Annotated in this window: 11 protein-coding genes; 2 read left to right on the top strand and 9 right to left on the bottom strand. The window is 51.4% G+C overall.

All coding sequences use genetic code 11. The features are described 5' to 3' along the window. Nucleotides 1–2: 2 nt before the first annotated feature. Nucleotides 3–1,118 carry an HlyD family secretion protein gene (locus LZ463_RS12220; RefSeq protein ID WP_241455961.1) on the bottom strand — a complete coding sequence of 372 codons (1,116 nt, stop codon included), beginning with the start codon at nucleotides 1,116–1,118 and terminating at the stop codon, nucleotides 3–5. A 38-nt stretch (nucleotides 1,119–1,156) separates the two neighbouring features. After that, on the bottom strand, nucleotides 1,157–2,509 hold the full coding sequence (locus LZ463_RS12215; RefSeq protein ID WP_241455958.1) for a TolC family protein: 1,353 nt from the start codon (nucleotides 2,507–2,509) through the stop codon (nucleotides 1,157–1,159). A 187-nt stretch (nucleotides 2,510–2,696) separates the two neighbouring features. On the opposite strand from LZ463_RS12215, the gene LZ463_RS12210 reads away from it, so the two are divergent. Both LZ463_RS12210 and LZ463_RS12205 read left to right on the top strand, forming a co-directional pair. Beyond that, a complete protein-coding gene (locus LZ463_RS12210) occupies nucleotides 2,697–4,541 on the top strand; it encodes a PHA/PHB synthase family protein (protein ID WP_241455956.1) in 1,845 nt (614 codons plus the stop codon). 157 nt (nucleotides 4,542–4,698) lie between these two features. Further along, entirely contained in the window at nucleotides 4,699–5,442 is a 744-nt protein-coding gene (locus LZ463_RS12205) for a substrate-binding periplasmic protein (protein ID WP_241455954.1), read from the top strand. Between the two features lie 119 nt (nucleotides 5,443–5,561). On the opposite strand, the gene LZ463_RS12200 is transcribed toward LZ463_RS12205, so the two are convergent. The 7 genes from LZ463_RS12200 to LZ463_RS12170 form a co-directional block, all read right to left on the bottom strand. Further along, entirely contained in the window at nucleotides 5,562–6,092 is a 531-nt protein-coding gene (locus tag LZ463_RS12200; protein WP_241455952.1) for a hypothetical protein, read from the bottom strand. A 228-nt stretch (nucleotides 6,093–6,320) separates the two neighbouring features. Further along, a complete protein-coding gene (locus LZ463_RS12195) occupies nucleotides 6,321–8,318 on the bottom strand; it encodes an ABC transporter substrate-binding protein (RefSeq protein WP_241455950.1) in 1,998 nt (665 codons plus the stop codon). A gap of 160 nt (nucleotides 8,319–8,478) precedes the next feature. After that, nucleotides 8,479–9,108, bottom strand: a complete 630-nt coding sequence (locus LZ463_RS12190; protein WP_241455949.1) for a Crp/Fnr family transcriptional regulator — start codon at nucleotides 9,106–9,108, stop codon at nucleotides 8,479–8,481. Continuing rightward, complete coding sequence (waaF, locus tag LZ463_RS12185; protein ID WP_241455947.1) at nucleotides 9,054–10,115, bottom strand: lipopolysaccharide heptosyltransferase II; 1,062 nt, start codon at nucleotides 10,113–10,115, stop codon at nucleotides 9,054–9,056. The genes LZ463_RS12190 and waaF overlap by 55 nt, the downstream gene beginning before the upstream one ends. Beyond that, the gene (locus tag LZ463_RS12180) at nucleotides 10,112–10,687 is read right to left on the bottom strand and encodes a peroxidase-related enzyme (protein WP_241455944.1); all 576 of its coding nucleotides are present in this window, start codon (nucleotides 10,685–10,687) and stop codon (nucleotides 10,112–10,114) included. Before LZ463_RS12180 ends, waaF begins: the two co-directional genes overlap by 4 nt. A 39-nt stretch (nucleotides 10,688–10,726) precedes the next feature. Beyond that, a complete protein-coding gene (gene msbA / locus LZ463_RS12175) occupies nucleotides 10,727–12,472 on the bottom strand; it encodes a lipid A export permease/ATP-binding protein MsbA (protein WP_241455942.1) in 1,746 nt (581 codons plus the stop codon). Between the two features lie 51 nt (nucleotides 12,473–12,523). After that, nucleotides 12,524–13,843, bottom strand: coding sequence for an O-antigen ligase family protein (locus tag LZ463_RS12170; protein ID WP_241455940.1), 1,320 nt, complete (start codon nucleotides 13,841–13,843; stop codon nucleotides 12,524–12,526). Nucleotides 13,844–13,845 lie beyond the last annotated feature (2 nt).

The following is a 13,845-nucleotide window of genomic DNA, read 5'->3' as shown; positions in this document are numbered from 1 at the left end:
ACTTATTTCCAGCGTGGCTTTTGCCAGGCCTGATCTTCTTTCCAGCGTATGACGGCATCTGCCGGTATGCCTGGTGTCAGGCGGTGTTCAGGATTCTTGTCCAGGCTGAGCTTGACTGCATACACCAGTTTTACCCGTTCATCGGTGGTCTGTACTTCCTTGGGTGTAAACTCAGCCCTGGTGGCGATATAGCTGACCCTGGCCTCATAAAATTGCTCACCCTGCGAATCTACATAAATGCGTGCGGGCAAACCCAGGCGTAACTGTCCTATCCTTGATTCGGCGACATAGACCTTCAGATACAAATGATCAAGATCGACCATCTCCAGGATCGATCCTCCAGGCATGACAACTTCGCCTGGTTCACGCAGACGTGTCAGCACCACGCCAGAACCTGGCGACTTGATGAGCAGATCAGCGAGCACGGAACTGGCTTCTGTCACGGCAGCATCTGCCCTGTCATGCTGGGCTTTTAAAGCTGCAATGTCCTGCTGCCTTGCCTTGACCTTGTCATTCCCCAGTTGCGCCTGTGCGAGCCCTTGCCTCGCACGATTCACCGCCTCTTGCGCCGCCTTGACATCTGACTGTGCCACCTGCCAGGCAAGGTCAGCCTGTTCGTATCTGTGCTTCTCGATAACGCCACGGTCAAACAAGTCCTTGTGACGTTGCGCATCAAGCCTGGCCTGCTGTTCGACTGCCATGGCCTTGGAATAGACAGACTGAGCCTGGCTGACTGTTGCATCTGCGAGGTTGATACCCAAAGGTACTTCTTTTTGCGCCACATCGAGGGCACCTTGCGCCGCACGGACTTGTGCTTCAGTTGCATTGGAAGCCTGGCGGGCCTGCTCGACCTTGGCCTGGATACTTTCATCTTCAAGTTGTGCAATGACGGTACCAGCTTTGACACTGTCCCCCTCTCTGGCAAACACCTTGCTGATGCGGCCAGGGTATTTTGCAGCGGCGACGACACGGTCACCCTCTATACGGCCATTGGCGACGATCAGGCCTTCTGGCATCTTGCGTGACTGAGCCAGATAGTAAAAATAACCGCCAGCGATAAGCACGGCAGCAACACCGAGCAGGGCCGGGCCCATTAATTTGGATTTATTTTCCATCATTTTTCCTGAATGCTGATAGGTAACATGAAATGTGTCATTTACAATTTGCCGGCAGCATGCAGCAATTGCAGGCGGGCGAATTCATGGTCATAGAGCGCGTTATCGCGATTGGAGAGTGCCTGCAAGCGGCGCGTCTCGGCATCAAGCACATCACTATTTGGTGCCAGCCCTGAGCGGTAGCGCTCGCGTGCCAGCGACAGTGTTTCTTCAGCCTGTTCTACCGCCTTTTCCACCAGTTGCATGCGCGCCCTGGTCTCTTGCTGCGTGAGCCAGGATTGCCGCACCTGCAAGGAAATGCGCTCACGGGTGTCTGCCTCCATCTCATTGATCGCCTGTGCATTGGCAGAAAGCTGTGATGCCTGATGACGGATCAGTCCACCATCAAACAAATCCCATTTCATCACCACGCCTACATACCAGCCCTTGTCTTCGGCAAGGTAACGGTTTTCCAGCTTGCTATAACCGGCAGTGACGCCTATCTGCGGCATATGTCCGGCGGCAACGCTATGGGCCTGTTTTTTATAGGCCAGGCTTTGGCTGGATAACTCTTGTAGCTCCTTGCGGTCATTGTTCGCGGACTGCAAAAGAGCAGGCAAATCCGCCATGACTGCCTCTTTGTTAAAACCGGCGATGTCTTGTATCTCGACCGCGCGTTCATATTCACGCCCCAGCCAGCGATTCAATGCCGCACGCGCCAGCTCCAGCGCATTGTTTGCCTGCAGCCCCAGTTGACGCGCATTTGCCATCGCCACCTGGGTAGCCAGCAAATCGTGTCTGGCAGCATAGCCTTTGTCAAAGAGTGCCTGTACATCATCCACATGCTTGCTGACTGCAGCGATATGGCTGTTACTGACATTCACCGCATGCTCGGCCCGCAATACGGCAATATAGCTTTGCGCAATCGCCAGTTTGAGATCGCTGCGGGTAAGCTGGGTGCGGGCCAACGTCGCTTCGGATTGCGCCTGGGCTGCCTCGACGCCGGATGATATCTTGCCGCTGGTATATAAAGGTGCAGAAACACTGAGACCGCCGAAATAAGACGACTCTTGCGCAAACGGCAGCGTAGTACCTTTCAGCATGGGCAGCGCCGGTATATTCACTTTGGCTGCCGGTTCGCTTTCGGTACGCATATAGCCACTCTCCAGGCTCAGCCTTGGCAGGTAATTGGCTTGTGCCGAAGCCAGTTGATGTTGCGCCGACTGCTCTTTTTGCTGCGAAGCAGCAAGCATGTGATTACGCTGTAAAGCGATGCTCCAGACTTGTTCAAGGCTCTCTGCGGCAAGTGCTGGCGCGCCAAGCAACAAAACATTGATGCAAATCAAACTTTGTGTGAAAGCCTTGATTTTCGTTCGTTTTTTTACTGCTCCCGGTATGTCTGCACAGGAATTCATCTGCCGATGCATGGGAGCATTTTCTGCATTTCTACAGAGAGGAAGTGGTCTGAACAGGGTCATCATGTATTCACCAAAAAAGAGTATCCTTAGTGTATTGCTGCATTTGCACAATGCAATTGATTCGAATCAATTCAATAGACTGACATGTTTGCCAGAATAGGCCTACATCAACGAGGATGCGCTAATGAAAACTGATTACAGCCCTGCCAACACCACACAACAGACTGGTCAAAAGAAAGACTATGCGGGGCCTGCCCGCCCACTTTGCTATCTGGGTGACGATGAGGCTGAAGTGCATCCTCTCGATATGGCCTTGCAAAACAATATTGCCAAAATGACGGGCGGTATCTCACCCGCCAGCGTGGCGCTGGCCTGGATGGACTGGGGCATGCATCTCGCCGTCTCACCAGGCAAACAGCTGGAACTAGGCAATCTGGTGCAAAAGCAAATCGCCAGTTGGCCTCAATTTCTGGCGCCTGCGCTGACCGGCACACCCGCAGAGACTGCCAAAAATGCGGCAGGCGATACCCGCTTTGCCGATGCAGGCTGGGCCAACTGGCCTTTCAACGCCATGAGTCAATACTTCCTCCAGAGACAGGAGTTCTGGCAGATCGCTACCAAGGGTGTACGCGGCGTCACTGCGCATCATGAAAATGTCGTCAACTTCATGGCCAGGCAGTTGCTGGACATGATGTCCCCATCGAATTTTCCTTTGCTTAATCCCGAAGTCATCGCCACTACCCAGGCCACGGGTGGCAAGAACCTGATGACAGGCGCGGCACACTGGATGCAGGATAATGGGCTGGAGTTTCAAGTGCCTGGCGTCGAAGCCGGGGAACATAAAACTGAGCAACTGGCATATCAACCGGGACGTGATGTTGCTGTCACTGAGGGTAAGGTGGTGTTTCGCAACCACCTGATAGAGCTCATACAATATGCCCCGCAGACTGCCAGGGTGTATGCAGAGCCGATCCTGATCGTACCTTCGTGGATCATGAAATACTACATCCTCGATCTGTCACCGCATAATTCCATGGTGCGTTTCCTGGTCAGCCAGGGTCATACGGTATTCATGATTTCATGGAAAAACCCTGGTAAGGAAGACCGTGACATTGGCATGCAGGATTATCTGGCCAGTGGTCTGTTTGCAGCGCTTGAGGAGGTCGGTAACAAAACACAACACAAACCTGTGCACGCTGTCGGTTACTGCCTCGGCGGCACATTGCTGAGTATCGGGGCTGCTGCGCTGGCCAGTGACCATGTAAAGGACTTTGCCGCCCATTTGCCGAAACTGCACAGCATCAGCCTGCTCGCTGCGCAAACAGATTTCACGGAACCGGGAGAACTGGGCCTTTTCATCGACGAAGGCCAAATAGCCATGCTGGATGCGCAAATGTGGGAGCAAGGTTACCTGACCGGCGAACAGATGACGGGCTCATTCCAGTTACTTAATTCGCGCGACCTGATCTGGTCAAAGATTATGCGGGAATATCTGCTTGGCACGCGCAGCTCGCCGAATGACCTGATGTCGTGGAATGCCGACACAACACGCATGCCATATCGCATGCACAGCGAATACCTCAAGCATCTCTTCCTGCACAATGACCTCGCCGAAGGCAGGTATGAAGTCTATGGCCATGCTGTCGCCCTCAACAATATCCATGCTCCCATGTACGTAGTCGGTACAGCACGCGATCATGTTTCACCCTGGCGTTCCGTATATAAAATTCATGTACTGACAGATGCGCCCATCGACTTTGTTCTGGCTTCCGGCGGCCATAACGCTGGCATCGTCTCCGAACCTGGTCACGCCAATCGCAGTTACCAGCATTTACCCAGTGACCAGCGAGGTCAATCTTTTCAGCAGGCAAATGACTGGTTAAGTGCGTCAAAGACAGAGAGCGGTTCATGGTGGAATCACTGGCAAGCCTGGCTATCCAAGCATTCCAGCGCAACCCAAATCAAGGCAAGAAGCGTTGCTGATCAGGGGCTTGGTAAAGCACCTGGCAACTATGTATTTGAAAAATAAGCTTAAATTACCAGATTTTGAACTTCCCCTAAGTACACAAGGAGTAGAATAATTTCCTGACATAAACCATATTCATTGCTAATTGGCAGGAAAAATCACTGCGATGATATTAAAGCAAATATCCCGGCGGAGACAGTATCTTCTGAGTATTCTTTCCTTGTTCATATCATCATCGGTCTGGTCAGAAGAGCAGCGCAAGCTGGTCTTGCTGATCGCCGAATCAAATACGACCAATACGCCGCAAATCCCTTATAACCCTGTCTTTCAGCAGGCAGTCGCTTATGTGGAAAGAGAATTACATGTCCAGTTTGAATACAGGCGTTATCCATGGAAACGCTTACTGCAAAGCCTGAACGAGGGCGAGGGTCTCGCATTTGGATTATCGAAAACCAAGGAACGTGAACAAACACTGCATTTTTCTTTGCCCGTATTTGCTACCCATGTATGGCTGGTCGTCAGAAGTGACCGGTCCTTTCCATTTTCCAGAGTCAAAGACCTGCAAGGTAAAATCGTCGGCATGATACGTGGTTCTACCTTTGGCGACGAATTTGAAAAGGCCAGGGCTGAACTGCTGCTCACGGAGGATGATGTTTACTCCCTGTCATCTCGCCTCAAAAAACTGCTCAGCAAACGGACCGACGTGATGCTGTTCAGCCACTACGATCCCGATCCACGCAAGGTCGAAGCCATGCTCAACAAGACCATGCCAGAGATAGCACCCGAAATGCCTATGCCACCCGGCATATCATTCAAGGTGCTCGATCATTATCTTTTTGTAGATCACATCCACTTTGCAATACTGGCGTCCAAAGACGATGGCATCATAGAGCAGATCAACAAAGCCGTCAGGAAAGGGCGACAAGATGGCTCATTGTCTGCCGTCAATCCGCAACAAAAATAACCGGCATTTTGAATGCGACAGTCATTGCAGTAGCTGTATTCGGATAGAACTCGACGCTAAGACAAATACGCTATTTTTTACATCGGACATCAATATCAGATACATATAAAAGAGGCAGCTTACCCCTCGTCAAACTGCGGATAACTCGCGCCTTCCAGCATGGACTGTACGGAACAGTTCACGCCTGGTAAATTGTCCCAGCTGGGCTCGCCTGGTCTGGTTTCCATCATATTCGCCCAATGCAGGGTTTCTTCACCACCACCTGATGTAGCCATTTGCATTTGAAATACCCATTGCTGGTCAAGCCTGCTCATATGACCAAAGCCTGTGACGATCGATTCACGCAGGCCACTGCCACGGATAAAGCTGATCTGTACCTGCCCGTTGGCGGTGACTGTGCCGACCATGCTGCGTTGCTGCGGAGATGCAGACCGGCGACCACTGCCTTCATCGGCATCTACAATCACAGCGGACGATACTCCCCAGAAATAGCCGTTTTTATAGCCAGAGATGTGCCAGACAGTTTGATCGACTTTCCAGCTCAGCAGATTATCACTTGCTGAGAATTCCAGGGCGGGCAGATCCGGGTAGCTGACATACCAGTAGGTATTCGCCAAAAAATTCCAGGTGCTTCGGTCAACTTCAGACATGTGCATCTCCATTCTCAAACAATGTACTATGATATTAGAAAAATGCTATGATGCCATTATAGCATCAAAATAAAAGCTTGCATGTGACTTTGCCAGGTTACCTTACAAAACCTATTTCATATCGATGCATGCAGTTGCTTCCAGTAATGGTGCTACGGGTTCGGTGATCGGACAGGTTTTTATGATTGAAACCATCCCTGCGTGTCTGGTAATGTCTGTTCCGCGGCATCAGGTGGGGTCTTGCATGTCCTGTTGATAAAGCCTGACCTGGTCACGCCCTCCTGCTTTTGCAGCATACATAGCAATGTCTGCTTTTTTTGCCAGTTCAATGACCGTTGTCGCGTGATCTGGATAAATGGCTACACCTATGCTGCCTGAGACCAGGTGTTCATTGCCCTCGATATGAAATGCCTCACGAAGAGCTGCGCATATTTTTTCCGCCAGCAAACAGGCGCTTTGCAAATCCCCCACATTCAGTGCCAAGGCAACAAACTCGTCACCGCCTATGCGCCCTACGGTGTCTGAATCCCGCAGGCTGTGCGTCATGCGTTCTGCGGCTTGTTGTAAAAGGATGTCGCCTACTGCATGACCATAGGTGTCATTGACTGGTTTAAAGCGGTCAAGATCAATATACATAAGCGCCAGACGGGTCTTGTTTCTCTTTGCCAGAGCCAGTCCCTGGGCCAGGCGCTCGAAGAACAGGGTGCGGTTTGGTAAATGGGTAAGGCTGTCGTGATGGGCGAGATACGCCAGCTTGTCATTGACTTGCTTGCGTTCACTCACATCGATTTTGACAGCGACATAGTGGCGCGTCTTGCCCTCGTCATCCCTGACCGGGGCAATATGCGCTTCTTCCCAGTACACTTCGCCATTCTTGCGACGGTTTATCAACTCCCCAGTCCAGACTTCACCACGCTGCAGTTGCTTCCACATCGCTTGATATGTCTCGGCTTTGACTTGTCCGGATTGTAAAAGGCTGGGCTTCTTGCCTATCACTTCATCTGCACCATAGCCTGTTTCTATTGTGAAATGTGGATTCACATATTCGATGACACTAGCGGCATCGGTGATGATGACAGAAGTCGGGCTATGCTCTATGGCGGACGACAGGAGATTGAGCCTCAGTTCATTTTTTTTCAATTCAGCCAGGCTATTGGCCAGCCTGTGATTAACTTTAAGGATGTACAACGCAACACCACCAACAATGCCGGCAAGTACTAAAGTCAGCATGCCCCAGAAATAAACCCAGCGCAAGTTCACGTCGGGATTGGCGTCATACAGAAAATCCTTGACTGGGAAATTCGCTGGCAACATGCCCAGCTCCGCATACGTATCGGCAATATGCCGCCAACGATCAGGATTCATGTAACCGATGGCGATCAGCTCACGGCTGAGCAGGTAGCTGGTTTGTGCAGCTTCGTAGTGAAAAAATTCCTTGTTGTACTGCCTCGCATCACCACTTTTATAGCGCTGCAGTATCATGTCGATGATTTCTTCCTGGTGAGACATCGCATAGTCCCAGCCTCGTAAACTAGCGGCGCGAAAGGCCTTGACGCGTTCGGGATGCTGGCGGATCTCGTTTTCAGTGGTAAAAAGATTATCGCCATAAAAATCGATTCCGGCTGATCGCGGTGAAAAGATATTGTAGGCAAATCCTTCTTGTCCCAGCCGGAAAGGTTCATTGGTGAGATAAGCAGAAATCACATCGACCTTACCGCTAATGAGTTCCTCAATATTAAAACTGTGTTCGACCCGTTGTAGTTGATCAATCGGTAGATGTTCTCGCTTCAGGTAAGCCAGCAACTCCTGGGACTGGGGCTCGAGCATAATGCGTTTCCCCAGCAAATCATGGATGTTTGATTCATCCTTTTCTTTCCTCGCGATCAGGATCAATGGTGAATGCTGGAATATCACGGCCAAAACCACGACTGGCTTGCCAGCCTTGCGCGCCAGGATAAGGCTGCTGGTGCCAGTACCGTATTCCGCCTTACCTGTCGATATCTGTTCCAGTACATCCAGCCCAGGTCCTGCTTGCACAATATCGACATCAAGACCTGCTTCCCGATAATAACCAAGCTCTTTTGCCGCGTAATAACCGGCAAACTGGAAGGCATGAGTCCATTTGAGTTGCAAACGTACTTTATCCAAAGCCATGCTGGCTGGCGAAAACAGGAGCAGCACGCACACGCAGGTCAGGCTGAGCCACAATTTTGCACGCTTGGTCATAAGTGGAATGAGGAAAGAAGATCGATGCCACAAGCAAAGATACAAACCAGATTAATGCGCCTGCAAAGCAGGTGCAGGTATGCTCAGGTATCAACTGTAGTAACCAGGCATTTCCATCTTACAACAACTACCTATGTCAATCAGGGCTTTACACAATCATTTACAGTCGCAATCGTTTGCGAATACGGCTCAATGCTTCTGGTGTCACTCCCAGGTAACGGGCTATATCGCGCAATGGCAACTGGTCCAGCATGGCAGGATGTGTTTTTAAAAAAGAAAGGTATCTGTCCTCAGGTGTCAGCATCAACAATTCACGCTCGCGTTGTTCCTTCCTGACAATATGCCGTTCGAGCAGCTGGCGTATAGCTTTTTGCCAGGTAGAATGCTGCTCGCACAATTGCTGTATCGGGGCGTAATTGACTTGTTCCAGCTCGCATTCAGTCACAGCTACAGCAAAATAATTGGTTGTCTGCCCCGCTATCAGCACCTGTGGGGAAGCAAAAAAATCACCAGGTCCAATGAAGGACTTAATCCACTCTGCACCGTCAGCCTCCAGATAAGTCAACTTGACAATCCCTGTGAACACAACATAAACATAGGGTTGCCACTCACCGGCCGCAAAGATTTGACCACCTTTTTGCAAATGCCGTAATTGCGTTACCGGCCTCAAAATTTCCCAGCCTGGCAAAGGCACACCCGCTGCCTGCTCCATCAATTGCCTTGTATGCACCATGATCAGGCGGGCACCCGCCGGCTGGCCGTGACCAAGATATTCTGCAATGGTTGCCATACCATCTGACTATCAAGCTTGTTCATGCAGTCATGATGAAGCAAAGGGCATTCCCTCTGTTTGCATGGTGCACATGCCAGACGCAAGGACAGTGAGTGTGCGACATCCGAAAACGGGGGCGCGTGGTCAGGATCAGTCGGACCATAAATGGCAATGACAGGTATATTCAGTGCGGAGGCTATATGGAGCAGGCCAGAATCATTGGATACCATCGCATGGCTGGCTGCAATCAGAGCCAGCGCCTGATCCAGAGAAGTTTTGCCAGCCAATTGATGTACTTGTGGGCAAGCGGACTGAATCTGCTGGCAAACATCCCTATCTTTGGGTGACCCCAGCAAGACGATCTGTGCTTGTGGATCAGTAGCCCAAACAGTTTTTGCCAGCTCAGAAAAATGCGTCACCGGCCAACGCTTGGCATTGCCAAATTCGGCACCAGGGGCAAAACAGACCAGTGGCTGATCCTGTTGCAAACCCATCGCCTGCATCGTTACAGCGATTTGCCCTGCACTGACTTGCAAATGCGGACGCGGCAAATCCTGTGGCGCCTGTTCAGATGGTGGAAATGCCAGCGCAGCATAAAAAGGCACCATGGCGCGCGGCGCAGCCTTGTCATCATGGTGCATCACATTGATCAGGCCGTAACGGCTTTCCCCTTTATAGCCGACCCGCTTCTTGATACCGGCCATCCAGGGCAGAAGTGCAAATTTCAGGGTATTTGGCAATACATAGGCAGAGGTGTAGCCACGCTGGCGCAGCAACTGCGCATAACGCCAACGTTCACGCAATTGCAGAGCGCCATGCTTGAATGGTGTTTCCAGTACTGTGTCAACTTCAGGCATGGCGCGCAATACCGGCGCTACCCAGCCAGGGGCCAGGACATCGACAGGTACTGCAGGATGCTCAAGTTTCAAGAGCTGCAACAAGGGTTGCGCCATGACTGCATCGCCTATCCAGTTGGGGGCAATCACCAGTATCCGGTGTTGCGCATGCAACTTGCCTTCACTCATCTTGGCGTACGCCCCATCAGGAAGAACTCATCATTCGGGCGCATGGAAATCACATTTGCCATGCGGTTGGACAAACCGAAAAAAGCCGTGATGGCAGCAATGTCCCAGATATCCTCATCGTCAAAACCATGGTTGCGCAATGCCGCATAGTCTTCATCATTGACATTTTGCGAATCAAGACAAACCTTGATGGCAAAATCGAGCATGGCAGATTGCCTGGGCGTAATGTCTGCCTTCAGATGATTGACCGCAACCTGGTCGGCAACCAGGGCATTCTTGCTGTAAATACGCAAAATTGCGCCATGTGCAACCACACAATACAGGCAATTGTTTTTTGCGCTGGTGGCAGTGACGATCATTTCCCTGTCAGCCTTGCTGAGGCTCCCGGTGGTTTTCAGCATCAATGCATCGTGGTAGGCAAAAAAGGCGCGGAACTCATCCGGCCTGTGTGCCAGGGTCAGGAATACATTTGGTACAAACCCGGCTTTTTCCTGCACGGCCAAAATTTTTTCACGGATATCATCAGGCAAATCCGCCAATGCAGGAACGGGGAAACGGGAAATCGCAGTCATCGTGCATCCTTCATCGTTGATGTATAAGAATAATTCTCGTCAAGCAGCAAACTGCAGACGATGCAGGTTGGCATACACATTATCATTACCCAGCAATTCTGCATGTGTTCCTATCTCGACGATCTGGCCATCAACCAGGACGGCGATGCGGCTGGCCCGCTCTATCGTTGACAATCTGTGGGCAATGACCAGTGTCGTCCTGCCCTGCATCAGTTCATCGAGTGCAGCCTGTACAGCGCGTTCTGATTCGCTGTCTAGTGCAGAGGTCGCCTCATCAAGAATCAGGATGGGTGCATTTTTATAGATGGCACGGGCAATGGCCAGGCGTTGCCTTTGTCCACCGGACAAGCGCATGCCGTTGTCACCTATCATGGTTTGCAGGCCATCCGGCAGATCACGCACCACATCAGTCAGGTGTGCGGCCTGGACGGCTGCCGCTACACGCTCAGGATCAGGTGTTTGGTCACCATAAGAAATATTGGCCCCCAGGGTATCGTCAAACAGGACCACATTCTGGCTGACCATGGCGATTTGCTCACGCAGGCTGCGCAACGAGATATCCTGCAATGAACAGCCATCGAGCAAGATATCACCAGAATCCGGAGCATAAAAACGAGGCACCAGATTCACCAGTGAAGTCTTGCCCCCCCCAGACATCCCCACCAGGGCAATGGTTTCGCCTGGTTGTATGCTGAGATTGATATTCTTCAAGGCTTCCTGCTCTTGCCCGGGATAAGAAAAACTGGTGCCGACAAATTCCAGCTTGCCAAGTGCACGGGTATTCAGTGTTTTACCCTGGTCTGTTTCAGGGGCGGTATCGATCAGGGCAAATACAGATTCTGCAGCCGCCATGCCGCGCTGCATGGGGCCATTCAAGTCAGCCAGTCGCTTCAAAGGTGTGAGCAGTAACATCATCAGACTGACGAACTCAACAAAGCGACCTGCCGTTGTCGCATCCTGCGCCGCCTGCGATACGGCAAACATGATGACGACAGCAACTGCAATTGCTGCCGCCAACTGTGTCAACGGCGTGGTGGACGCAACTGCAATGGTGGTGCGCATGGCATAGCCACGCAGCTTTTCATTCTTGGCTTCAAAACGTTGCTGCTCGTATTTTTGCCCGCCAAAAATGCGTATCACCTGACTGGCACGGGTCGCCTCTTCTATCACCTGTGTCAGTTCGTTACTGACATTAAGCTGGCTTTGGTTCAACTGACGCAGGCGCTTGCTGACGCCACGCACCAGTATTGCCATGACAGGCATCATGACCAGCGCGATAATGGTCAGTTGCCAGTTGCGCCAGATCAGGGCGGCCAGCAAAACTATCACCGTCAGTGAATCACGGAACAGGGTCGTCATCGAAACCTTCAGCATCTCCACGATTTGCTGCGCCTCGAACATGATGGTGTTGATGATGCGACCGCTGGATTCTGCCTGATAAAAATTAATCGGCACATTCAGTATGCGATCAAAAATCTTTGCCCGCAATTCATTGAGCAGTTTGCTCGACACCCAGGTCATCAGGTAGCTGGTGGTAAAGGTGCATATGCCGCGAAACAGGAAAATCGCAATAATGGCAACCGGCACCATCCACAAGGCCAGGTGTTTGGCATCGGCATTAAAGCCGTGATCGAGGATATAACCCAGTACCTTGGGGAACATCACCTCGGTTGACGCTGTGCCCAGCATGGTCAGCAAAGCCCACCACACGCGCGAGCGATAGGGGGTGATCGCCTGCCATAAGCGCCCGAACACCTGCAAAGTCTCTTTATTAATCAATTTCATATTCAGAATTTTTATTTTTGTACCTGCATTATCATTTTTACATGCACGGTATTAAGCATTTTGCCTGCTGCGCGTACCTGCCAGGGGGATGGATAACAGAATCATGAATGCCATGCCAAAGACACCATCACGCAAAATGGCGTTGAACATGCCGCCAACCATCATTGCCAGCGTCAACATCACTAAAGGCATTGCCATTTCGCGCACGCCTGGATGGTCATGCATGGCCAGACGATAAGCTGCCAGGAATTGTGCCGCCCAGATCAGCAACAGCGCCAGCAGGCCAAACAGACCGAGTTCGGTAAGGTAAAGCAAATAATCGTTATGTGGCGTAGTCATGGTGGCGCTGGACAAGCCCGCTGCACGCTCACGATAGAGTGGCATCCAGCTTGCAATGCCATGCCCGAATACGGGCTCTTCTGCAATGATGTCAGCAGTTATCCGGTAGATATCAAGACGCATGCCATCCTCGTTAACTTTTTTGCCGGTCAGCGAATCATGTATCTGCTGGACCGTGCAAATGCTGCGCAGCTTGAAAATATTCCACGGACTATCCTGTACCAGGCGTACTTCGCAAGTTGGCGGCGGCGGCAGGCTCAATGCATATTTCCAGCCACCGGCAACGCCAGCACAAACCACCAGCGATAACAGCATGGTGCGCCAGGACCAGCCAAGCTGACGCAAGGCGATTACACCGCACAGTATCAGAAACAGCAAAACAGCTGTCCTTGACTTTGCCAGCAGGATCAATACCAGTACCACAAAAGCACAGGCTAGCAACCGCAATGGCAGATGATTACGCTGTACGCGCATTTCCTCTATCATCCAGGCGGCAGCGACAGCCAGCAGGATGGCCAGTAAAATGGACTTGTTGCCTTCATAAACCACATAACTGCGAAACAGGGTATTGAGCGGCAACAGGTGAAAAAAATTCGCAACAAACAAGGTGGCCGCCATCAGCGCACCGGCAAAAAAAACCTGTATTGCTCTTCTCTGCCAAAACCCGGTAGTGACAGTCAGAAAAGGTAGTAGAAACAGGTAAGTCTGGTAATGCCAGAATCCGGGCCAAAATTCTTTTTCTGCCCCCTCAGGTGCCCCTTCCATGGCAGCAATGATGATACTGACCAGGCTGAGTCCCAGTATCGGCAACAGCATGGGGCTTTGCCTGAGCCTGAGTATTTTTCGCATATAGCCGCCGGACAGCAGTACGCTCAGGTAAAACAGCAAAACCCCTGTATACATGACACCGACGGGAAAAAACAGACTCAACGGCAAATAAGCCAACAGCTGTTGCGGCAATGCCTGACGCCAGCCGAGGGCTGACTCATTGGGCTCCAGAGGATCAACTGCCCATGCTTGTGTCTTCACCATGG

Source organism: Undibacterium paludis (assembly GCF_022568815.1).
Classification (GTDB): domain Bacteria; phylum Pseudomonadota; class Gammaproteobacteria; order Burkholderiales; family Burkholderiaceae_D; genus Undibacterium.
This window is presented reverse-complemented; position numbering and strand designations above follow the sequence as displayed.

Excerpts from the sequence above, each read along its gene's own strand:
- LZ463_RS12220 (WP_241455961.1), bottom strand. The coding sequence starts at position 1,118 with ATGATGGAAAATAAATCCAAATTAATGGGCCCGGCCCTGCTCGGTGTT.
- LZ463_RS12215 (WP_241455958.1), bottom strand. The coding sequence starts at position 2,509 with ATGAATTCCTGTGCAGACATACCGGGAGCAGTAAAAAAACGAACGAAA.
- LZ463_RS12210 (WP_241455956.1), top strand. The coding sequence starts at position 2,697 with ATGAAAACTGATTACAGCCCTGCCAACACCACACAACAGACTGGTCAA.
- LZ463_RS12200 (WP_241455952.1), bottom strand. The coding sequence starts at position 6,092 with ATGTCTGAAGTTGACCGAAGCACCTGGAATTTTTTGGCGAATACCTAC.
- LZ463_RS12195 (WP_241455950.1), bottom strand. The coding sequence starts at position 8,318 with ATGACCAAGCGTGCAAAATTGTGGCTCAGCCTGACCTGCGTGTGCGTG.
- LZ463_RS12190 (WP_241455949.1), bottom strand. The coding sequence starts at position 9,108 with ATGGCAACCATTGCAGAATATCTTGGTCACGGCCAGCCGGCGGGTGCC.
- waaF (WP_241455947.1), bottom strand. The coding sequence starts at position 10,115 with ATGAGTGAAGGCAAGTTGCATGCGCAACACCGGATACTGGTGATTGCC.
- LZ463_RS12180 (WP_241455944.1), bottom strand. The coding sequence starts at position 10,687 with ATGACTGCGATTTCCCGTTTCCCCGTTCCTGCATTGGCGGATTTGCCT.
- msbA (WP_241455942.1), bottom strand. The coding sequence starts at position 12,472 with ATGAAATTGATTAATAAAGAGACTTTGCAGGTGTTCGGGCGCTTATGG.
- LZ463_RS12170 (WP_241455940.1), bottom strand. The coding sequence starts at position 13,843 with ATGGTGAAGACACAAGCATGGGCAGTTGATCCTCTGGAGCCCAATGAG.